This window comes from Bradyrhizobium sp. B039, assembly GCF_038965675.1.
Lineage (GTDB): Bacteria > Pseudomonadota > Alphaproteobacteria > Rhizobiales > Xanthobacteraceae > Bradyrhizobium > Bradyrhizobium diazoefficiens.
In genome coordinates, this window is record NZ_CP152416.1 from 4,784,999 (window position 1) to 4,807,326 (window position 22,328).

The 22,328-nt window shown below is 63.9% G+C and carries 19 protein-coding genes; 11 read left to right on the forward strand and 8 right to left on the reverse strand.

Annotated elements, in window-relative coordinates; genetic code table 11:
• Positions 1-451 precede the first annotated feature (451 nt).
• Positions 452-1,219 carry an AAA family ATPase gene (locus AAFG50_RS22380; RefSeq protein WP_028171872.1) on the reverse strand — a complete coding sequence of 256 codons (768 nt, stop codon included), beginning with the start codon at positions 1,217-1,219 and terminating at the stop codon, positions 452-454.
• A gap of 267 nt (positions 1,220-1,486) precedes the next feature.
• On the opposite strand from AAFG50_RS22380, the gene AAFG50_RS22385 reads away from it, so the two are divergent.
• Positions 1,487-3,550: a DUF1217 domain-containing protein gene (locus AAFG50_RS22385; protein ID WP_028171871.1), complete on the forward strand. Its 2,064-nt coding sequence runs from the start codon at positions 1,487-1,489 to the stop codon at positions 3,548-3,550.
• A 16-nt stretch (positions 3,551-3,566) separates the two neighbouring features.
• On the opposite strand, the gene AAFG50_RS22390 is transcribed toward AAFG50_RS22385, so the two are convergent.
• The 3 genes from AAFG50_RS22390 to AAFG50_RS22400 all read right to left on the reverse strand — a co-directional run bounded on the left by AAFG50_RS22390 (position 3,567) and on the right by AAFG50_RS22400 (position 6,647).
• Positions 3,567-4,427 carry a DUF296 domain-containing protein gene (locus AAFG50_RS22390; protein WP_028171870.1) on the reverse strand — a complete coding sequence of 287 codons (861 nt, stop codon included), beginning with the start codon at positions 4,425-4,427 and terminating at the stop codon, positions 3,567-3,569.
• A gap of 9 nt (positions 4,428-4,436) precedes the next feature.
• Complete coding sequence (locus AAFG50_RS22395; RefSeq protein ID WP_028171869.1) at positions 4,437-6,044, reverse strand: acyl-CoA synthetase; 1,608 nt, start codon at positions 6,042-6,044, stop codon at positions 4,437-4,439.
• A gap of 105 nt (positions 6,045-6,149) precedes the next feature.
• Positions 6,150-6,647 (reverse strand): hypothetical protein, encoded by a 498-nt coding sequence (locus AAFG50_RS22400; protein WP_028171868.1) that lies wholly within the window; start codon positions 6,645-6,647, stop codon positions 6,150-6,152.
• Between the two features lie 94 nt (positions 6,648-6,741).
• Here AAFG50_RS22400 and AAFG50_RS22405 point away from each other — a divergent pair, with 94 nt between their 5' ends.
• From AAFG50_RS22405 to AAFG50_RS22425, 5 genes are all read left to right on the forward strand, one after another.
• Positions 6,742-7,107: a hypothetical protein gene (locus AAFG50_RS22405; protein WP_028171867.1), complete on the forward strand. Its 366-nt coding sequence runs from the start codon at positions 6,742-6,744 to the stop codon at positions 7,105-7,107.
• Between the two features lie 372 nt (positions 7,108-7,479).
• A complete protein-coding gene (locus AAFG50_RS22410) occupies positions 7,480-13,056 on the forward strand; it encodes a tail fiber protein (RefSeq protein WP_053815132.1) in 5,577 nt (1,858 codons plus the stop codon).
• A 109-nt stretch (positions 13,057-13,165) separates the two neighbouring features.
• Positions 13,166-14,017, forward strand: coding sequence for an outer membrane protein (locus AAFG50_RS22415; protein ID WP_011087483.1), 852 nt, complete (start codon positions 13,166-13,168; stop codon positions 14,015-14,017).
• 135 nt (positions 14,018-14,152) lie between these two features.
• Entirely contained in the window at positions 14,153-14,668 is a 516-nt protein-coding gene (locus AAFG50_RS22420) for a DUF3828 domain-containing protein (RefSeq protein WP_028171865.1), read from the forward strand.
• Positions 14,669-14,679: 11 nt separating this feature from the next.
• Positions 14,680-14,955 carry a GNAT family N-acetyltransferase gene (locus AAFG50_RS22425; RefSeq protein ID WP_028171864.1) on the forward strand — a complete coding sequence of 92 codons (276 nt, stop codon included), beginning with the start codon at positions 14,680-14,682 and terminating at the stop codon, positions 14,953-14,955.
• Between the two features lie 49 nt (positions 14,956-15,004).
• On the opposite strand, the gene AAFG50_RS22430 is transcribed toward AAFG50_RS22425, so the two are convergent.
• Both AAFG50_RS22430 and AAFG50_RS22435 read right to left on the reverse strand, forming a co-directional pair.
• Positions 15,005-15,403 carry an SPW repeat protein gene (locus AAFG50_RS22430; protein ID WP_028171863.1) on the reverse strand — a complete coding sequence of 133 codons (399 nt, stop codon included), beginning with the start codon at positions 15,401-15,403 and terminating at the stop codon, positions 15,005-15,007.
• Positions 15,404-15,597: 194 nt separating this feature from the next.
• A complete protein-coding gene (locus AAFG50_RS22435; RefSeq protein WP_028171862.1) occupies positions 15,598-16,533 on the reverse strand; it encodes a tetratricopeptide repeat protein in 936 nt (311 codons plus the stop codon).
• Positions 16,534-16,637: 104 nt separating this feature from the next.
• Between AAFG50_RS22435 and AAFG50_RS22440 the strand changes: the two genes are divergently transcribed.
• On the forward strand, positions 16,638-16,913 hold the full coding sequence (locus AAFG50_RS22440; protein WP_028171861.1) for a GNAT family N-acetyltransferase: 276 nt from the start codon (positions 16,638-16,640) through the stop codon (positions 16,911-16,913).
• Between the two features lie 52 nt (positions 16,914-16,965).
• Here the strand turns inward: AAFG50_RS22440 and AAFG50_RS22445 are convergent, their stop codons facing one another.
• Positions 16,966-17,367, reverse strand: a complete 402-nt coding sequence (locus tag AAFG50_RS22445; RefSeq protein ID WP_028171860.1) for a DUF3597 domain-containing protein — start codon at positions 17,365-17,367, stop codon at positions 16,966-16,968.
• Between the two features lie 334 nt (positions 17,368-17,701).
• Between AAFG50_RS22445 and AAFG50_RS22450 the strand changes: the two genes are divergently transcribed.
• A complete protein-coding gene (locus AAFG50_RS22450; RefSeq protein WP_028171859.1) occupies positions 17,702-18,610 on the forward strand; it encodes a DUF2189 domain-containing protein in 909 nt (302 codons plus the stop codon).
• A gap of 131 nt (positions 18,611-18,741) precedes the next feature.
• Positions 18,742-19,566, forward strand: coding sequence for a lytic murein transglycosylase (locus AAFG50_RS22455; RefSeq protein ID WP_011087492.1), 825 nt, complete (start codon positions 18,742-18,744; stop codon positions 19,564-19,566).
• 58 nt (positions 19,567-19,624) lie between these two features.
• Here the strand turns inward: AAFG50_RS22455 and AAFG50_RS22460 are convergent, their stop codons facing one another.
• Complete coding sequence (locus AAFG50_RS22460; RefSeq protein WP_028171858.1) at positions 19,625-19,951, reverse strand: hypothetical protein; 327 nt, start codon at positions 19,949-19,951, stop codon at positions 19,625-19,627.
• Positions 19,952-20,617: 666 nt separating this feature from the next.
• Between AAFG50_RS22460 and AAFG50_RS22465 the strand changes: the two genes are divergently transcribed.
• Both AAFG50_RS22465 and trmFO read left to right on the forward strand, forming a co-directional pair.
• A complete protein-coding gene (locus AAFG50_RS22465; protein WP_007590701.1) occupies positions 20,618-20,770 on the forward strand; it encodes a DUF1127 domain-containing protein in 153 nt (50 codons plus the stop codon).
• A 126-nt stretch (positions 20,771-20,896) separates the two neighbouring features.
• On the forward strand, positions 20,897-22,324 hold the full coding sequence (gene trmFO, locus AAFG50_RS22470; protein ID WP_028171857.1) for a methylenetetrahydrofolate--tRNA-(uracil(54)-C(5))-methyltransferase (FADH(2)-oxidizing) TrmFO: 1,428 nt from the start codon (positions 20,897-20,899) through the stop codon (positions 22,322-22,324).
• Positions 22,325-22,328: the final 4 nt, after the last annotated feature.

Below are 22,328 nucleotides of genomic sequence, written 5' to 3' on the forward strand. Positions count from 1 at the left end.
TGAGCAACGACCCGCGCGCACACGACCGGTGCAGCCTGCGTACGGCAAAATCGTGTGGTCCTGGCATCCGGGGTCTGTGTGCCAAGTCTTGCGGTGACGCGTGCTGCCCGACCGGGCGGGCGCGTCAGCCATCCGCAAGGCGACGGGGGCAATAGTGCATCGCTCCCCGGGGAGATCACGACATAAGCCGTAAAACCACTGCGCAGGGAAGGCCGGATGTTCGGCTTCACCTGTATGCCGCTGTGCATCTGCTTCCAGCGCATTTCGCGCACAGCGGACCGCGGGTGCCAGCCGGCACCCGGCCTTCCCTGCGCCCTCGGCACTTTCGAGGGCGGTGACGACAGCAAGGCTCGGGCAGTTCATGCCGCGGGGCCGCGAAGGTGTGTTCGCGATTCAGATGCGAGTGGAAAAACAATGCGCGTGCCTCATTGAAGCGGCAGACGTCCCCCAATCATTCCGCCAGCGTCGCCTCCACGAAGCCCCGCGGGTCGTCACAAAACTCCCGCATCAGCCGGTAATGGTCGGTCTCCTCCACCGTCACCGGCACCAGCCCGTATTTCCCGAGCCGCAGCAGCTTCGCATTGGGATAGGCCATCAGCATCGGCGAATGGGTCGCCATGATGACCTGGCAGATGCGGGAGTCGTCCATGCGTCGCAAGAGCTTCAGGAATTCGATCTGACGCGTCGGCGACAGCGCCGATTCCGGCTCGTCGAAGATGAAGATGCCCTGGCGCTGGCAGCGCTCTTCGAAGAAGCGCAGAAAACCTTCGCCATGGGAATGCGACAGAAAATCGGGTCCGACCTGGCCGGCATCACGTGCGGCCTTGTCGAGATATCGCGCCACCGAGAAAAAACTCTCGGCGCGGAAAAACCAGCCGTTGGTGATCTTCGGCAGCCAGCTTGCGCGCAACGCCTTGGAAAGCTGGCCACCCATCTTCTCCCGCGCGTCGGAATGATCGACCGGCATGTAGCCCTTGCCGCCACCAGCATCGTCGTAGCCGGCAAGCGCCGCGATACCCTCGAGGATCGTCGACTTCCCGGTGCCATTCTCTCCGACGATGATCGTGATGGCGGCGTCGAAGCTAAGCTCGAAATCATCCGGGAAGATGGGCAGGCAAAACGGATAAGCCTCGCGATCGTGAACCTGCGACGGATCGAGCCAGATCCGCTTCAGATACGGCGCCGGCAGGTTGATCGTGCGATTGCTTCTTCGGCTCATGTCCGGCTTCCAACCCACTCCGGTCGATATTTCGGCCGGAACATATCAGGAACACAATCTTCGCGAAAGCTGCATCTGAGAAACATACAGCAACAAAACTCGGCACGCGTCACTTGGACGCAAACTAAAACTTAAGATTGTACTCTAGAATCGCCTTAAGAAGACGTTGCTGTGAGACAATCTGTTGGCATGAGGCCAGCCCCCACCTCGCGACCCGGCAATGATTGACGGACGTCCAGGACCGTAAGAAGCCGCGAGGAATGCGCGATGGTATCAACGTATTTCAGCTACAACTACATTGCGCACCATCTCAAGCAATCCCTGACGCGGGTCGAACAGCAGACCGACGTCGCGCGAGAGGCCGCCTACTACAAGGCCAACATCGGCAAGGTGAAGACCGTCGATGATCTCATGAAGGATTATCGCCTGTATCATTACGCACTGAAGGCGTATGGCCTGGAAGACATGGCCTACGCCAAGGCTTTCATGAGAAAGGTGCTGGAGAGCGACCTCTCCGACGCAAAGAGCTTTGTCAACAAGCTGGTCGACAAGCGTTACCGGGAGTTTGCCGCGGCATTTTCCTTCAACGGCACTGCGACGCCGGTTGCGCAATCGGAGAACCAGACCGACGAGACGATCGGTCTGTACACGGCAACCAAGAAGAGCCAGGTCGACGCACTTGCGGACGATACGAAATACTACAGCGCCCAGATCGGCAGCATCAGCAGTGCTGATCAGCTGCTGAACAACGATCGTCTCCGCAACTATGTCTATTCGGCATTCGGGATCGATCAAAGCAAGTGGCCGCCCGACACGATAAGCCAGGTCCTGCGCAGCGACCCATCCGATCCGAACAGCTACGTCAACACCGCCTTCGCGTCTCAGTTGACCGGCCTCAACGCCCAGCTCGCTCAAGCCAAATCGGACGTGAGCGCCACCAATACGAAGATTGCCGACTACACGGCCCAACTCTCGCAACCGGGCGCCGACGTGGCTCAGTTGAACGTCCAGATCCTGGTCGAAAAATATCACCTGGAGTCGTACACGAAGAGCATTTCCAGCCTCAACGACCAGATCGCGACGATAGGTGGCTTTGTAGACCTGGCCGGCGCGTTCGAGTTTTCGGCTGACGGGTCGCTGCCGTCGGGTGTGCCCGCGCAGACTGCTGCAAACGTCACGCTCACGACAAAGCGGTTCGACGACAGCAAGTCCGACGTCTATGCGGCGGCAAGTCCCCTGAATGAGGCCTTCGCAACCGTTCAATTCAGAAACGCGATCGGCAAGATCGATTCAGTCCAGGCGTTCGTATCGACTCCAGCCGTGTATGATTTTGCGCTGGGCGCCGTCGGCCTCGATCCTGCAGAGGTCTCGCAGGCCACCGTCAAGGCGGCCCTCGAAAGCGATCTCAGCGATCCCAAGAGCTTCGTCTATACGCTCAAGGACAACCGATACGTCGAGCTCGCGCGCGCCTTCAACTTCGACGCAAAGGGCAATCTGACGACCCCCTTGGTGGCTCAGGACTCGGCAAAAGTCCTCCAGACCGCGAAGGACTACGTCATTGCAGTGCTGAAACAGGCAAGCCCTGAGCAGCAGAAAGCGGTTCGGGAACAGGCCCAGAAAGACGCGACGTCCTATCAGGAGGCCATCGCAGGCATCGACAGCGTTTCTGAGCTGCTTGCGAACCGGAAGATGGTCGATTTCATTCTCGTCGCCAAGGGCCTGGACCCCAAGAAGGTCAGCACCGAATATCTGAAGAAGATATTCGCGTCCGATCTGAACAATCCAAAGAGCTTCGCGAACACCGAGAGCGATCATCGCTTTGCCGAGATCGCGGCGTCGTTCAATTTCGACAGCAAGGGCAATGTCGCGCGCCTTGCGATGGTTGGTCCTCAGAAGCAAGTCCAGCTGCGGGAAACACAGGCGAACTATCTCCAGCAAAGCCTCGAGCAGCAGCAGGGCGATACGAATCCCGGCGTGCGCCTCGCGCTCTATTTCCAGCGAAAGGCGGGGGAGATCACGTCCGCATACGACATCCTTGCCGACAAGGCTCTTTCGGAGGTGTTCAGGACCACCTTCAATTTGCCTGACTCGATGGCGGCGATGCCAATCGACCAGCAGGCCAAGTTCGTGGACAAATTCATGAAGATCAAAGATCTTTCCGATCCCGCGAAGGTCGAAAAGCTGCTGGGCCGTTTCTCCGCCATGTATGACGTCAAAACCGGCCAGAGCATCGGTCAGGGACAATCCCCCTTGCTCAATCTCTTTCAGGGATCCGGCTCGGGGCTAAGTGACTCTACGTACTTGGCCATTGCCAAGCTACGTTCTCACTGACGATCGCTCGCCGAGATTAGCTCAACACCTCGAGCACCAATTCCATGGTCATCAGCACGGGATTGTCGCCACGGATCAGACGCCCCTCCGCGATGCCGCCGGTGTAGTCGATCAGGGCAACGTCGAGAGCGGCCTCGAGCGCACCGGAAGCGCCCGGCGCGATCGCACCCGCGGTCACCGCAAGCTCCGTCGCGAACGGCTCGATCACGCCGCCATGGGTGAAGCGGGCGCCGATGGTCGAGCCGACGCCGCCATGAATCTTCGCGCGCGCAATGCCGTGCTCGCGGCAAAAGCCTTCGAGGCAGAAAGCGAAGTCCTGGTTGGGGCGCAGCCGCAGCGCGAAGGCGCGGCTGGTCGTGCGCGCACCAGTGCTCGCAGCCGCAACCGGTCCGAACAGCTTGAAATTGGTCTCGGGATCGGGCTCGGCCGTGAACATCGCGCCGTCGAGGCCGAAGGCCTCGACCTCGAACGGCTCAGTCACGATCGTCTCGTCCGGCAGCATGTGGCCACCGCTTGCCTTGCCGTCTGCCTCGGTCCACAGCCCATGGCAATGAAAGAACGGCGCGCCGTCCCGCGTGCCGAGCGTCATGCGGCCGAGCTTCGTGCGCGTCACGCCCTCGGGCCGGAACGTCTCGCTGTAGAACGCGGCGTTCTCGCCGGTCTTCGACAGCGCCGGCATCACATAGGCAAACGGCCCGAGCGTGCCGCGGCCGAAGTTCAGCACGCCGCCGGCAAAACCCTCCCCCGCAAAGCCGCGGCGTGCGGCTTCCAGCAGCGGCACGCCTGCCTCAAGCATGAACGTGAAAGCGCGTCCCCTCGCCTCCACCCATTGGATGCGTTCTGCGCCAGGTGCGCCCGGCTGCTTGATGCTGCGCATGACCCTCGCTCAGCCTGTTTTCGTCTTGTCGAGGTCGAGCAATCCGCGCGCCTCGAGTTCGTCACGCACCATGCGCTTCGGCACCTTGCCATAGCCGGACTTCGGCAGCGCCTCCCAGAAGAAGAACCGCTTCGGCATCTTGTAGCGCGGCACTTTTGGCGACAGGAATGCCGCCATCTCCGCTTCACTCACAGCCTTCGCACCCTCGCGCGCCACACAGACGGCGACGCCGACCTCGCCCCAGGTCGCATCGGGCACGCCGAGCACGGCAACCTCGCCGACCGCGGGATGCGTCAATATCTTCTCCTCGATCTCGCGCGGATAGATGTTGGAGCCGCCGGAGATGTACATGTCGGAAGCACGGCCGGTGATGTAGACGAACCCCTCCTCGTCCATGTGGCCGAGATCGCCGGTGCGGAACCAGCCGTTGCGGAACGCCTTCGCATTGGCCTCGGGGTTGTCGTAATAGCCGGCGAGCACCGCAGGACCGATCACGCAGATCTCGCCGCTCTGGTTCGACCCGAGCTCGCGGCCCTCGTCGTCCTGGATCGAGACCTGCATACCGGTGCGCTCGAAGCCGCAAGTGCCGATCTTCGCATGCGGGCCGTCCTCGGGGTCGTGCAGCGCCGCCGGCAGCACGGTGATGTTGCCGGTGACCTCGCCCAGTCCAAAATACTGCACGATGACCTTGCCGAGCTTCTTCAGCGCGGCCTTCTGGTCCTCGCGATACATCGGCGCGCCGGCATAGATCACGTGACGCAGCGAGGAGTGATCGTATTTGTCGGCGGCGGGATGCTCGACCATCATCTTCAGAATGGTTGGCACGGTGAAGAGATTGCTGACCCGATGGTTTTCGATCAGGCGGAACGCCTCGTCGATGTCGAATTTCTCTGTCGGCAGCAGCACGGTGCGTACACCGCGCGCGGTCTGCACCAGCTGATGCACGCCGGCGCCATGCGAGAGCGGCGCTACCACCAGCGAGGCGTCGTTCTCGGTGACCCCAGGCGTCAGGTCGGCGAGATGGTTGGTGACGACAAAGCCCATCTGGCCGTGGGTCAGCACCGCGGCCTTGGAGCGGCCCGTGGTGCCGGAGGTGAAGAAGAACCAGCAGGGATCGTCGTGCTCGACAGCGACGTTCTCGACCACGTGCCCCGCATGCGATGCGATGGCATCTGCAACCGACGTCTCACCGAACGCGCCCTTGCCGTCAATGCTCCAGGTGAACGCGAGCGCACCGCCGCTCACGGCCGCCGCGTGCTCGGGAAAATCGACGTGGCACAGAAACGCCTTCGCGCCGGAGGCCTGGGCGAGGTAGGAGACCTCGTCCGGCATCAGGCGGAAATTGGTGGGCACCCAGACCGCACCGAGCCTGAACGCTGCGAACATCGAGAAGAACATCTCGTCGCCATTCTTGGAATGGACGAGGATGCGGTCGCCCTTCGCGATGCCGCGCGCGGCGAGCGCCGCCGCCAGTGCCGAGACCTGGGCGTCGATCTCGCGCCAGGTCCAGGACCTGTCCCCCCAGACGAAACCGGGACGCGATCCATGCCGCCGCGCATTCTGGGTCAGCATGTGAGCGAGATTCATGACGCGGCGGGACATGCGCAGGGGCTGCATGGGGCTTCCTCTTCGACTGCGGACGGCGCGCAAGCCGCCCGCTCCTTGCAGCCCATTTATCGCCAACGCCCGCACCCCCGCAAGGCCGCCGGCCGCGCACCTGCTCTACGGCTGCTTGAACGCGAACGGCGTCGCCGTGATCGTCTTCTCCTTGACGCAGGCCTGCGCGCCAAAACCACCGCAATAGCTGCCATGCAGATCGAACCGGATGGTGCGCGCGGCGCCGCGCTTCACCGGCGACGTCACGATCTTGTAGCTGCGGACATAGCCGTCGAACACGGGGCGCACGCTGCCATCCGGCAGCGTCACCAGGATGTCCATGACGCAGCCGCCGGTTCCGCAATAAGTGGTCTCGCGCTCCCCGCATTTTGTGTCGCGGAAATCGACGATGTAGTCGTCGCGGCCGTCACCGGTCAGGTCGATCCGGCGCACCGTGTCCGGCGCAAAGGTTACCGCGCCACCGTCCTGGCTGTCGCATTCCTCGTTGGCGTAGCGCAGCGCCTTCTGCACACCGGCTGGATAGTCGGCCGGGTTGAATGGTCTTGCGTCGTCGGCGCGCGCAGCGGTGACGAGCAGAGCGAGCAGGAGGATGAAACAGCGCATGCGCATTGGTCGTCGGCGATGCCGCAGGCGTTCAGGGATTTTTAAACATGATCGGCGCAACCTCAGCCAGTTCTCGCGTACAGAGTGCCGCATCATGGTCAAAGCGCCCGCCTTCCTCCTGTTGTCGCTGGCGCTTGCCGGATGTGCCGTCGCGCCGCAGGCGCATCTCGCTTCCGATCCGGCCTTCAAGCCTGCCCGCTTTGCCTGGGATGGTGCGGGCGAAGATCCCAATCAGCAGCGCCCCGCCTCGGGGCCATCGCGAACAACGCGATCCGCCGCGGTATCCGAGCGCAACAGTTCGCAAGCCGGACTTCAGCCCTATTCGAAGGAATGGTGGCAGGCGCAGGACGGTATCGAGGCCGAGCAGGACGCCAGGGTCAACCGCGCCCTCGTCATCTGCCAGGGCTGCGTCCGCCAACAGCCGAGCGAGGACACGCGCGTGGCCAAGGCCGCGGACTGAAACACACCGGATTGAAGCGGCCGAGCCAGGCCGGGAGACCGCCGCGCCGGAGCCGGTGGGCAACGAGCCGGTCACGCGCGCCGACACGGATCGGTGCGATCGTGCGCGCAATGATCAACCGCCATTGATCTACGGCGAAGCGCTGCGCCCTGCGCGATGTCTCGTTTTCAAACAACTATCGCCAAAAAACGCGGAAAAACGCGACATTTGCCTCGCAGGACGGCGGTCGCGCTCCGGTTGCATGTGCCGCGCGCAGGCTTGTTCCGGCGCAAGCTTCACGCTAGTTAATCGCTGCTTAATGCATTTGTTTGGCTGGCCCGGCGGCTGGCTCCCGGGTGGATATGCGCCGTTTCGGCGTGGAATGTGGTGAGTATGGGAAGAGTTGTTTTCATTGATTCCCGCGTTTCCGACATCGATGCCTTGCTGGACGGGCTGGCCCCGGACGAACAGGCCTTTGTCCTCAACGGCGCCAGCGACGGCTTCGCCCAGATCGCAACCATCCTCAAGAACAACGGCCTGACCGGGCTCGCGTCGATCTCGATCGTCGGTCACGGCGCTCCGGGCGAGATTGAGATCGGCTCATCCGTCATCCACGACGCGGACCTCGCGAACGATGCCGCCGTACTCTCCGCGATCGGCGCCTCGCTCGCATCCGACGGAGCTCTCGCCCTCTATGCCTGCGACACGGCCGCGGGCGCGACCGGAAGCCAGTTCATCGCCGACCTCTCCGCCTATGCCGGCGGCGTCACCGTCGACGGGGCGACGCATGTGATCGGCAATGCCGATCCCGCAAGCTGGACGCTCGACGTCTCGACCACCCCGGCAGCGGCTGCCGTTAGCGCGCCCTTCGCGGAGCAGGCGCTTGCAAATTTCAGCACGACGCTCGGCATCATCGGCCTGACCCCCGGCACGTCAGCGACGTTCCACGGCGGTGGCGCCGCCGTGTCCATCGCACCGAACCTGATCGTAACGGACAGCGCCTCCTCAACACTCTCATCGGCCGTGGTGAGTCTCGTCGGCTTCGTCGCGGGCGACACGCTGAACTTCACGGACCAGAACAACATTCACGGCAGCTACGACGCCGCGCACGGCATCCTCACCCTGAGCGGGAGCGATACGGTCGCCGACTATCAGGATGCGCTGCGCTCGATCACCTACAGTTTTTCGGGGAACGGCGATCCGACCGACGGCGGCACGCACCAGGTTCGCGATATTACCTGGCAGGTGTCGGACGGGACGAACACGAACATCACGGCATCCCCGATCAACAACGATCAGCCCTCACTCGGGCTGACCCAGCTGATCCCGCTTCAAGGCACCTATCCCTCGCATGGAGACGGCACGTCCGATCCCGGCACCATCGATCTCGGGTCCATCAGGACCTTCGCCGGAAGCCTTGCTCCCAACCACACGGCGCTTGCCAGCGGGCAGCTGCTGTCGATCGCCCAGAACACCGCCCTGTTCTCGCTGTTCGGCACGACCTATGGCGGCAACGGACAGACGACCTTCGAGCTACCCAACCTCCAGGCCAAGCTCACGGTCGGCTCCGAGAACAGCGCGAATCTTTCGCTCGGAGCCAATTACGGCACGGACACGGTCACGCTGGGGACCCAGAACTTGCCCTCGGGCTTCGGCGCGGGGCAGGCTTTCACCAACGACCAGCCTTCGCTGACCATCAACTATCTCATCAACACCGGCGGACCGGGCGCGAGCTCAGCCTCGAACTGGCTCGACGTAGCCGGCGAAATTGTCCCGTTTCTCAGCAATTTTGCGCCGACAGGATATCTGCTGGCGGCTGGCCAGGTGCTGAACATCGCCGACTATCCGAACCTCTATAACGCCATCGGCACGACGTATGGCGGCGATGGTGTCACGACGTTCGCGCTGCCGGACCTCACCGGCCGCACCATCATCGGGGTCGGAACGAACTCGATCGGCGATTTCCAACTTGGCACGGTCATCGGCCAGGACACGACCACGCTCTCGACGTTGAACCTGCCCCATCCAGTCGGGGCTTCAGCCGACTTCAGCAACTACCAGCCTTCCATCGCTCTGCACTGTCTGATCTCTCTCGAAGGAATATTTCCCTCCCAGAGCGGCTCGTACTCGGACTCCGCTCCATGGGTCGGCGAGATCATTTCCTACGCCGGAAACGGCACGGACCTCGACTATATGCTGGCGCACGGCTGGGCCGAGTGCCAGGGCCAGCTACTGTCGATCTCACAGAACCAGGTCCTGTTTGCGCTCATCGGAACGACCTATGGCGGCGACGGCCAGTCCACCTTCGCCCTCCCGGACCTGACCGGTCGCGCCGTCGCGAGCGTGGGCACGAACTCCCAGGGCAATCAGGTCGAGCTCGGCGAGCAATACGGCACCGCCTCCACAACGCTCATCTCGAGCGAGGTGCCTCTGACGGCGAGCGTGCTCGGCGTCGTCCATACCGCGCCGACCGTCACCGCAGGTGCCAGCCTGAACTATCCGGTCGGCAGTGTGGCAGCCCTGCTCGACAGCACGTTGATCGTCGCCGACCCCGACAGTGGCGGCAATCTGACCGGCGCGACCATCAAGATTGCCAGCGGCTTCGTCAGCGGCGATGCGTTGAGCTTCATCAGCCAGAACAACATCACCGGCAGTTACAACGCCGCTACCGGCCTGCTCACGCTGAGCGGCACCGACACGCTCGATCATTACCAGACCGTGCTGGAATCGATCGCGTTCAGCGCCCCCGGATCGACCGCGCCCGGCTCCCGGACCATCGAATGGACCGTGACCGACGGCTCCTCCAGCAACGGGACCAGCAACACCGCGACCAGCACGGTCAATCTGCTCCACGTTCCGCTCGTCAGCTCGGTCACGGCGGCGACGACGGGCAATGCGACCGATCTCAATGCCGGCAAGGTCGTCACCATTACGGTGGCCTTCACCGACCCGGTGAATGTCACCGGCGCGCCAGAGCTCCAGCTCAGCGACAATGTGATCGCGACCTATCAAGGCGGCAGCGGCGGCACCGCGCTGACGTTCAGCTACACGGTGCAGGCCGGCGACAGCAGCAGTGATCTGCAGGTGCAGAACCTTCTCCTGAACGGCGGCACCATCAAGGACGGCTCGGGCAACGATGCCGTGCTGGCCGGCACAGCCACCGACCTGCACCTGACGATCGACACCGCCGCACCTGTGGTCTCGTCGATCAATACCGCCGGCAGCAATCCGAGCAACGCGACCAGCGATACCTTCACCGTCACCTTCTCCGAAATCGTGAGCGCGGTCGACGCGAGTGACTTCACTATCGTCACCGGCGGGTCCGTCTCATATGGCGGGATGGTCGTGCTGCCCTTCAGCGGCAGCGTCTATACGGTGACGGTCACCGGCGTCACGGGCGATGGCACGCTAGGCCTCAAGCTCAACGCGTCCGGCACCGGCATCGCCGATCGCGCCGGCAATGCCATATTTGCCGGCTTCACCGGACAGACCTACACGATCGATCACACCGCTCCGACCGTGACGTCGATTGCCGCGTCGGGCGCCAGCCCGAACAACGCCGGCACCGAACAGTTCACGGTGACCTTCTCGGAGAGCGTCAGCGGCCTGACCGCCACCGATTTCACCCTGACCACGACCAACACACCGGGTGGTATCGCCCTCTCCACCACCGGCATCAGCCAGATCACCTCCGCCGACGGGAAGACCTACACGGTGACTGTCGGCGGCGTCACCGGCGACGGCACCGTGCGCCTCGATTTCAAGAGCGGCTCGAGCGGCGTCACCGACACTGCCGGCAATGGCGCCAGCGCGGGCTTCTCGAGCGGCGACGTCTACACCATTCGACATACCGCTCCGAGCGTTTCGTCGATCGTCGCGAACGGCTCGAACCCGAACAATGCCGGAAGCGATCAGTTCACGGTGACGTTCTCGGAAGACGTCACCGGCGTCGATGCGAGCGACTTCACGGCGACCCGCACCGGCAGTGTCACCGACACCGGCATCGTCGTGACGCCCGTCAGCGGCAACGTCTATACCGTGACCGTCAACGGCGTGACCGGCGACGGCACGCTGCGCCTCGACCTGAACGCTTCAGGCACCGGCATTGCCGATGCCGCCGGCAACGCCGTGGCGAACGGATTCACCGGTGGCGACGTCTACACCGTTCAGCATACGGCCCCGGCCGTGACGTCGGTGAGCGTGCCCGCGAACGGTACCTACGTCGCCGGTCAGAATCTCGACTTCACGGTCAATTTCAGCGAGGCGGTGTCGGTGACGGGCACCCCGGAAGTCGCGATCATGCTCGACACCGGTGGCCTCGTCGAAGCCCAATATGTCGGCCAAGGCAGCGCCTCCTCGCTGACCTTCCGCTACACGGTGGCTGCCGGCGAGAGCGATGCCAATGGCGTCGCGCTCGGCAGTGCGATCGTTCTCAATGGCGGCACGATCAAGGACGCGGTCGGCAACGCCGCCGTGCTCACGCTGAACAATGTCGGCTCGACCGCCGGCGTTCGGGTGGATTCGATCGCGCCGACGGTGATGTCGATCGCGACCTCGGGCGCGGGCATCGTCGCAGGCAGCGGCGATCTCAACGCCGGCCATAGCGTCATCCTGACGCTCAATCTCAGCGAAGCGGTCAACGTCGATCTGACCGGCGGCACGCCGACCATGCAGCTCAACGATGGCGGCGTCGCGACCTATGCGGGCGGCAGCGGCAGCAGCGTGCTGACCTTCAGCTATCTCGTGGCTGCGGGTGAGAACACGAGCGATCTTTCGGTCAACCAGATCCTGCTCAATGCAGGGACCATCCGCGACCTCGCCGGAAACGATCTCACCTTGCCGGGCGGCACCGTCAACCCCGCCGGGATCTTGCAGATCGACACGCACGCGCCGGATATCGTCGCCGTCAGCGCATCGCCCGCGAGCGGCGCGGTCGGAGCCGGCCAGTCTGTCACGATCACGGTCGCTCTCGCCGAAGCCGTGACCTTGTCGGGCGGTGCGCCCACCCTCTCGCTCAACGATAACGGCATCGCCACCTTCGATGCGGCTGCGACCGCGGCCTTGCATGATTCCAGCAAGCTCGTGTTCAACTACACGGTGGGAGCCGGCGACACGCTCACATCTGCGCTGGCGGTCACGGGCATAGATCTGCACGGCGGAGCGATCGGCGACCTCGCCGGCAACGCCGCCAATCTCGGCAATATCGCCACGACATTCACCGGACTTGCCGTGATCGATTCACTCGTCACGGCGCACGCAGACAGCAACCGTGTCGTCGCCGGCCAGACCGTCACCGCCGATGCCGCGCACGGCCTGCTCGCCAACGACACCGACACCAACCCCGCCGATCACGTCGTGGTCAGCGCCGTCAACGGGCTCGCCGGCGCCGTCGATCACAGCATCGCAGGCGCCTATGGCAGCCTCACGGTGCATGCCGACGGCAGCTATTCCTACGCTGCCAGCGGCGGCGTCACCGGCGTCGCCTACGACAACTTCACCTACACCGCGAGCAACGGCCATGCGGCGCCCTCGACATCGACGCTGACCGTCCAGGTGATCGGCGGCAACCAGAACTTCGTGCTCGTTCCCGCCGGCGGATCCGCCACCACCGGTTATGGCAATACCGTCCTCGACGGCAGCGCTGGCGGCGCCACCATCACGGCCGCCTCGACCTTCAACGCCCACGAGATCCTGATCGGCGGCCCCGGCGACACGCTGATTGCCGGCAATTACGGCCGGGATACGTTCGTGTTCGCCGGCGATTTCGGTCACAACACCATCAACAACTTCCATACGGCCCTGAACGACATTCAGCTGCAGGCGTCGCAGTTCGGAAGTCTCGCCAACGTCTTCGCGGACCTGCATCAGGTTGGGGCGGACACCGTGCTCACGCTCGACGCTACTCACGTGGTCACCATCACCAACACCGCGTTGGCAAGCCTGACCTCGGCCAATTTCCATCTGGTTTGAGTGCGATCCAGCCTGAAGGCGCTCCGATCCCGACCCGGAGTTGCCAATTGGTCACAGCGTTCAGCCGCCATGTAGCGTAAAACCACGTCGGAATCGGGGAATTGGGCCAATGAAAAATTTCGAGAAACTTGTGCTTGCGGGCGTCGTGGCTGTCGGGGCGGCTTGGGGGACGGCACATGCCGCGGATCTTGCCCCGACCTATAAAATGCCGGTGAAGGCGATCGCCCCGGTTCAGACCTGGAATGGCTTCTATGTCGGCGGCAATGTCGGCTACGACTGGAGCACGGGCTCCACGGGTATTTCCGTCCTGTCGACCGATCCGGCACTGGCGGCCCCGCTCGCCGCGCTGGTTGCGGCCGGTTCATTTCCGACCGCGCTGTCGCCGTCGGCGAAAGGCGTGATCGGCGGCGTCCAGGCCGGCTACAACTGGCAGGTCGCCCCGCAATGGCTGGTCGGCCTCGAGGCCGACTTCCAGGGCGCGGACGTCAAGGGCACGACCACCCAGGCGCTCGCACCGGTCGGCTTCGATGCCACCTCGACGACGGTCAGCAAGGGCATCGACTGGTTCGGCACCGTGCGTGGCCGGGTCGGCGTGCTGGTAGCGCCGCAATGGCTGCTCTACGGCACCGGCGGCTTCGCCTATGGCCGCACCAAATCCTCGTTCAGCACCACCGACGTGACCGGCGGATGCATCGTGGGCGCGACCATCTGCGCCAGCGGCGCCTCCTCGGGGACGAGCACCGGCTGGACCGCCGGCGCCGGCACCGAAGTGATGTTCGCGCCGAACTGGAGCTTCAAGGCCGAGTACCTTTACGTCGACCTTGGCCGGCGGACGCTGAACGTCGCCTCCTCCACCGTTCCGGCCATCGTGTTCACGACATCGACCCCGTTCCGCGAGCAGATCGCCCGGGTCGGCGTCAACTATCATTTCTCGGCCGGCCCCGTCGTCGCCAAATACTGATCAAGACGCCCTGGGTCCGCCGACCCGTGCACGCATGGCCGAGGCCGATCAGAGCCGCTCTGATCGGCCTTCGCGTTTGAACCTGCCGGGCGCAATCAAGCTCTACTGACGTGCGCACCCCAACCAGGACACTCCATGCTCACCCGTCGCAGCCTCATCGCTACTGTCCTCCTCGCCGGCGTCGGCCCCGCCCTCGCCCAGGCTCCCGCAACCAGTGAACCGCTCGCTATTCTGACTGCGATCTACACCCGCGCCGCCAAGGGCAAGGGCGATGGCGGCGGTGCCTTCATCATCGAGAACAAGGCGGCCAAGGCCAAATATCTCTCCAAGGCCCTGGTCGCGCTGTGGGCCAAGGCCGATGCGCATACGCGCAAGGGCGACGTCGGACCGGTCGATTTCGATCCCGTCACCAACTCGCAGGAACCGGACGTGAAGTCGTTCAAGGTTGACGCCGAGAAGATGGAGGCCGACAAGGCGATACTTGCGGTGACCATCACTGGGCACCGCAACGACCGCAAACCCGCCGACCTGATCGTGCGTTACGACTTCGTGCGCGAGGCTGGGAGCTGGCGGATCGACGACATCAAGGGCTCCTCCGACGGCGAAGCCTGGTCGATCCGCAAGATGCTGACGGACTCGCTGAAGAGCTGACCGGAGACGACATGAGCGACGTCATCGACAACAAGGCCCATCACCGTTTCGAGCTGGAGGTGGAGGGATATCTTGCGACCGAACATTACAAGCTCGACGGCAACGTCATCACGTTCGAGCACACGGACGTACCGAAGGAGCTCGGCGGCAAGGGCGTCGGCTCGAAACTAGTGCAAGGCGCGCTCGATCAGGTCCGCGCCGCCGGCTTGAAGCTGATCCCGCAATGCCCGTTCGTGAAGGCGTGGATCGAGAAGCACCCGGACTATGCGGATCTGGTGAAGAGATGAGCGAGCGCAGGCCCACCGATCGCGCGGCGGGCCTGCCGAAATCCGCAGCCTATTGCCCATGCTTCAGTAAATCCTGGTCACTCATGTCCCAGTCCTGCCACAACTGGAGTACGCCCAGGATCACCGCCACTGCGCCCAGACTGGTGTGGTAGATCCGGAGAAAACCTTCGCCGGAATAGCCAAGCACCAGGGGCGAGACAATGAGCCACAGCCCGACCAGGATGGTCGCCACCTCCTGCCAGCGCTGCAAGGCGACATATTCGAGCTGGCTGAGGCCAAATACGACGAGGCCGACTGCGACCGTGTTCAGGACCATCGTGTCGTGTCCGGCAATCCCCGAGCTAACCTGGATTGGGAACCACGGCGACGCAGCAATCAGCGCACCGAGCAGCATCCCGCACCAGTCTTCCCATGTTCGATGAGTATTCAAGAAACCAAAGTCCGACATCGTAACCTCCTGCAAAAGAGGCATACGTCTGCGGCTGGCGATCACGACACTCCGAATGTCTAGCGACCGTGCCGGCCGCATTCGGGCGTATGTCCTCTCAAGGACGTGGGAACCGCGGTGGAACTTGCAAGAGCGACACTGAGGATTTTTTGCGGTCGCCACGTGACGTCCAACGGGTCAAGAATTCACACCGGCTACAGCGCCCCAAGCTTTCGCAGTGCATCATGCGCGACGGGCAGTCCGGGCCGCAACTCCAGCGCCTTCCGGAAATCTGCAATCGCGCCCTGCTTGTCGCCGAGCCGCAAGCGGGCCTGCCCGCGGTTGCTCCATGAGAACACGTCGGACGGATCGTATTGCAGCGCCTTGTCGTAGTCGGCGAGGCCGCCCTTGTTGTCGCCCTGGAAGAGACGGATCATGCCGCGATTGCGCCAGCCGCGCGCATCTGTCGGTGCGATGCGGATCGCCTCGCCATAGTCGGCGGCGGCGCGGTCGAGCTGCTCGTTGTCGCGATACACGTTGCCGCGGTCGATATAGGCGAGCAGATCGGGCGCAAGCTTGATCCGCATGGTGTAGTCGGCGAGCGCATGCGCCGTGTCGTGCTTGCGGGCGTAGACGAAGCCCCGATTGGCGTAGGCGGTGGCATAGTTGGGATCGCGCTTGATCGCCGCGTCAAAATCCGCAATGGCACCGTCGAGGTCGCCCTTGTTGAAGCGCGACTCGCCGCGATTGCTGTAGGCGAGCGCCAGCGACGGATCGAGCTTGATAGCCTCGTCGTAATCGGCGATGGCGCGATCATAGTCGCGCTTGAAGCTGTAGACGCGGCCGCGGTTGTTGTAGGCGCAGGCGTAGGCCGGATCGAGCCTGACCGCCTCGTCGAGATCGGACAGCGCGGCATCGAGCTCGCGTTTCTCGGTGAGGCCATGGCCGCGGTTGCAATAGGCGCCGGCGAGCCTGCGGCCGGTCTCGCTCTTCGTGTCAATGACGCTCGAGCAGGCCGCGACCCGTTCGTCCGGCGTGCTCGTCAATCCGACGCAGGCGTCCCAGGCCGGACCGCCTTCGGCCGACGCCGGCGCTGGCGCCGTCGAGGCGAGCGCAGCGAGCAACGCCATGATGCTGAGCGGGACGCGCATTTTTCGGGTATCTCCCCTGCGGCAACCTCCCTTGGTCGCACCTTGGCAAGGGCGGGTTCAGGCGCCTAGATCAGAGCGCAGACATCGCTTCGGAAGGATTACGCATGGCGGCATCGGTACGCGACAACAAAGACAGGAGCCGCTTCGAGCTCGATGTCGGCAGTGACATCGCCTTCGCCAATTACCGGCTGACGCCGTCGGCGGTGATCATCACCCATACCGAGACGCCGCGCGCGCTGCGCGGCCGCGGCATAGCCTCCGAGCTGGTCAAGGGCGCGCTGGAGCTGATCCGCCGCGACGGCAGGAAGGTGATCGCCGGCTGCGGCTTCGTCGTCGACTATCTCGACAAGCATCCGGAGGACGCGGACCTCGTTGCCTGAACGCAAATGGGCCCGCGATCTCGCGGGCCCTTGGCTGCGTCCGAGCGATCGGTCAGTGCTTGATCTCAGGCGGCAGCTTGCCGCCATTGGCAGCGAGCTTGGACATCACCTGCTTGTGCAGCCAGACGTTCATGCTCGCGGAATCGTTGGTGTCGCCGCTGTAGCCGAGCTCCCGGGCGAGATCCTTGCGCGCGGCGAGGCTCGAGTCGATGTCGAGCGCCTTCATGAGATCGACGATCGAGGTGCGCCATTCCAGCTTCTCGCCCTTGTGCGCGGCGACCGCCTTGTCGACGATGGCGGCGACGTCGACGGACGCCATGGGCGCGGCTGCCGGCGCCGATGCGCCCGGCGCGGCCCCTGCGGGGGCACCGGCCGGCGCTGCGCCACCGGCAGGCGCGGCGGAAGCCGGTTGGCTACCGAAGATCGCGCTCATGATTTTCCCGAAAATGCTCATGTCTTCTCCCCGAAAAGGATCCGTTGGAAGGGCCTTGAGTGGCACTTATAGACGAAGTTTCTGCGTTGCGCCCGCGGATCATGCGAACCGACAACCAGCATCAGCTTATCTGCGGCGAAATGACGGCCGAATGACATCGTCGAGGTTGCGGTGCGGCATCGAATCTCACCCAAGCGTGAGGGACAGGACTCGGAATTGAGAGTACGGTTTCTATTCAGCTCGCGATGCCTTCCGGAATTCGCGCCTGGTTGGGATCGCGATCATCCAAGAAGAGCGGCCGCTTGCGCCGTTTGCCGGCGCTGGATGCGGCCGCATGGCAAGGGAGCTAGCGACCATGGCCACACTCTACCAGGGCAATGTGCCCACAATGGCCCCGCCCGCTGATGCGGCGGGACCAACCATCCGGACCATCCAGCTATCCGACCTGCATGACGCGCTGAGGCGCGGCTGGGAGGATTTCAAGGCGGTTCCGAGCCACGCCATTATCCTCTGCGTGATCTATCCGGTGCTGGGCCTCGTGCTCGCCCGCGTGGTGATGGGCTATTCGGTGCTGCCGCTGTTGTTTCCGCTGGCTGCGGGCTTCGCGTTGATCGGGCCCTTCGCTGCCTTGGGTCTCTACGAGCTCTCGAGCCGTCGCGAACGCCATGAAGAGGCCAGCGCCTGGGATGCCATGGAGGTGCTGCGCTCGCCCTCGTTCGGTGCCATGCTCGGTCTCGGCACATTGCTGCTCGCCCTGTTCGTGACCTGGGTTGCAACCGCACAGGCGATTTATGTCGCAGCCTTCGGCTATGAGGGCGTGACCGGGATCTCGGATTTCGTTACGCGCGTGCTGACGACCCGGCAGGGCTGGTGGCTGATCGTGGTCGGCTGCGGCACCGGATTCCTGTTCGCGCTCGCCGCGCTCTGCATCAGCGCCGTGTCGTTCCCCTTGATGCTCGACCGCCATGCCGGCGCGTTCGAGGCCATGGTCACCTCACTGCGCGTTGTCGCAAAAAACCCGGTGCCGATGGCGGCCTGGGGCCTGATCGTGGCGGTGTTGTTGGCGCTCGGCACGATCCCGGCGTTCCTGGGGCTCGCCGTGGTGATCCCCCTGCTCGGCCATGCCACCTGGCATCTCTACCGCAAGGTGATCGTGTCCGATCCCGGTGCCCGGCCTGTGCCGCCTCCGCCGCATCGTCCGCGCAAGCCCGCCGCCGACTTCCCCGCCAACCTCTTCCCGTGGCGGAATCGGACAGACGCCTAACGATCTCGTGACATCCGGTCCTGCCCGGCTCCGGGCGGGACCGGCCCCCGTCATGCGCCTTGCTTTGGCCGCGGTTCCGACCGAGATTGCACCTCGCCGGTCAGATCACTTCACGGAATCCATTTCATCTGATGACCCCGACGATTTCTCGTCTCGCTCTCGCAGCCTTAGCCCTCACCACGTCAATCCTCTCCGCCCAGCCAGCGCTCGCCGCCGTTGCCTGCGGCTCGGGCAATTTCGACGCATGGCTTGCTGACTTCAAGACCGACGCCGCGGCCAAAGGCATCTCACAGCAGGCCATTGCTGCCGGGCTCGCCGGCGTGACGCTCGATCAGAGCGTGCTCAACCGCGACCGCTCGCAAAAGGTCTTCACCCAGACCTTCGAGGAGTTTTCCGGCCGCATGGTGCCGCCGCGCATGACGCGCGGTTCCAACATGATGAAGCAATACGGCTCGGTGCTGTCCCGCATCGAGCAGACCTACGGCGTCCCAGGCGAGGTGCTCGTCGCGATCTGGGGCCTGGAAACCGATTTCGGCGTCAACACCGGCAAGTTCGCAACCATCCGCTCGCTGGCGACGCTGGCCTATGACTGCCGGCGCGCCGAGCAGTTCCGCGGCGAACTGATGGATGCGCTGCGCATCGTCCAGCGCGGCGATCTCGCACCCGCCGACATGAAGGGCGCCTGGGCGGGCGAGCTCGGCCAGACCCAGTTCATGCCCTCGTCCTGGATGAAATACGCCGTCGATTTCGACGGCAACGGCAAGCGCGATCTCCTGCACAACGCGCCCGACGTGCTCGCCTCCACCGCCAATTACCTCGCCGGCTATGGCTGGCAGCGTGGCAAGGATTGGCAGCCGGGAAGCCCGAATTTCGCGGTGCTACAGCAGTGGAACAAGAGCGAGGTCTATTCCAAGACCGTCGCCTATTTCGCCACCCAGCTCGCGCGCGCCCCTTAAGATCCCCTGATAAAAGCGTAGGGCCGATCGCCCGGCGACCGGCCCTCTCTTGAAGCGTTTACTTGCCCATGGTGGCGTGCATCGCCTTGTTCAGATGCGCGCCGCACGCACCCATTTTGCCGTTGAGCAGCGAGTCCTGCGCCGCCGCGATCTCCTTCTGCGCGACGAACTTGCTGTCGCCGTCGGCCATGTTCTCGATCGCGGTCTCCGTCTTCTCCAGATTGGATCCGCTGCAGCCGCCCATGGCGTGCTTGGCGGCCTGGGCCGGCGCGACGGCGAACGCGACGGCAGCAATGGCGATAACCCCGAGTAACTTCGTCATGATGTTACTTTCCTTCTCTTCTTCTTGGGACAGACCCAGCGACATTGCCGGAATCTGCGACACGACTTTGCTGCCGACGCGGCAACTTGCCGCAATAAATTCCCCGCGAGAATTGCGTGATGTTGCGCGCGGCGCAGAGCCGCATGCGGAAATTCTGATTTTCATTACAACCTTGTAATCAAGCGCTCACACCCTTGGCGTGTGTGCACCGCATCAACGACGAACGCGCTCGGCTCCCGGGCGACCGGCGCTCGATATCCGGCTTCGCCGCAAGCCGTTCGGCGGCCCCAGTGGCAGGATCGAGCAAATCGCCGCTCCCATCCCCCGGCGTCGGCGGACTCCGTCAGGCCGGCGTAATCCACAAATGATATGAATATTTATTCATTTCTACATCATCTCGCTTCATGCGATTCGCGCATGCGAGACTTGGGCTTACAAGCTGCCACATCGCCTTGCAGGTCACCGGAATGCAACATATTTCCATCGTCACGGGAACCGCATTGGTCGGCATAAACCCGTGATCTCACGGAGATTTATTGCAATCTACAACGGCTGGCGCCCAGCTCTTGGGCGGGACTGCCAAGAGGTTAATCGCCCCTTACCGATGCCATGCGTCCTTCGCTTAGCTGCATCGCAACATCGGAACTTTCGCAGTGCACCACTCTCACCTATATTCATTTCAACGATGACGCCCGGGCAAGGGCTGAATCGAACTACAGGAGACTACCAATGCTGCTCTCGCTCATCCGCATGATCCAGGCTTTCCGGGACTATCAGCGCAATGTTGCCGAGCTGTCCCAGCTCAGCGATCGCGAACTGGCCGACATCGGCCTTGATCGCTCGGACATCCCGCGCGTTGCCGCCGGTCAGTATCAGGGCTGATATCGTTCAGCCCTTCACCGGACGAACCGATAGCGCCCGCCTCGTGCGGGCGTTGTCGTTTCTGAAGGCAGAAAACTCGATCTCGGCGATTCCACTGACCGCCGAAAAGCGCTACCTGTCCGCCCCATGACAGGACCCCATTCCAATATTGTGCACGTGATCGGCGCGGGCCTTGCTGGCTCAGAAGCCGCCTGGCAGGTCGCCAAAGCCGGCGTGCCCGTGGTGCTTCACGAGATGCGGCCGGACCGCATGACCGAGGCGCACCGCACCGACGGACTCGCCGAGCTCGTCTGCTCCAATTCGTTCCGCTCGGACGACGCCGCCAACAACGCCGTCGGCCTGCTCCATGCGGAGATGCGCCGCCTCGGTTCGCTGATCATGCGCGCGGCCGATGCCAACCAGGTTCCCGCCGGCGGTGCGCTGGCGGTCGATCGCGACGGTTTTTCGGCGGCCGTCACCAAGGCGCTGAACGACCACCCCCTGATCGAGATCGCCCGTGGCGAGATCGCAGGCCTTCCGCCGGCCGACTGGGGCAACGTCATCGTTGCGACCGGGCCCCTCACCTCCGCACCGCTGGCCGACGCCATCCGCGAACTGACCGACGAGAACGCGCTCGCCTTCTTCGACGCGATCGCGCCGATCGTGCACCGCGAATCCATCGACATGTCGGTGGCCTGGTTCCAGTCTCGCTATGACAAGGTCGGCCCCGGCGGCAACGGCGCCGACTACATCAACTGCCCGATGACCAAGGAGCAGTATGAGGGCTTCGTCGCCGCGCTGATCGCCGGCGAGAAGACCGAGTTCAAGGAGTGGGAGACCAACACGCCCTATTTCGACGGCTGCCTGCCGATCGAGGTGATGGCGGAACGCGGCCCCGAGACGCTGCGCCATGGCCCGATGAAGCCGGTCGGCCTCACCAATCCGCACGATCCGACAACGAAGGCCTACGCGATCGTGCAGCTGCGCCAGGACAACAAGCTCGGCACGCTCTACAACATCGTCGGCTTCCAGACGAAGCTGAAATACGGCGAACAGCAGCGCATCTTCCGCACCATCCCCGGGCTGGAGAAGGCCGAGTTCGCCCGCCTCGGCGGCCTGCATCGCAACACCTTCCTCAACTCGCCAAAGCTGCTCGACGGCCAGCTGCGGCTGCGTGTGCAACCGCGGCTGCGCTTTGCTGGACAGATGACGGGCTGCGAGGGCTATGTGGAATCCGCCAGCGTCGGCCTGATCGCCGGCCTTTACGCAGCAGCCGATGCCCGCGGCGAGACGCTGGCGAGCCCGCCTGCTACGACCGCGCTGGGATCGCTGCTCGGCCACATCACCGGCGGCCATATCGAGACCATCGAGCCCGGCACGCGCTCGTTCCAGCCGATGAACATCAATTTCGGCCTGTTCCCGCCGCTTGCGAGCGCCCCGACGAAGAAGCCCGACGGCACGCGCCTGCGCGGTAACGAGAAGACGGTGGCCAAGAAGCAGGCGATGAGCGCACTGGCGCTTGCCGATCTCGATCGCTGGATCGCCGATCACCTGCGCATCGCCGCAGCAGCGTGAGTTG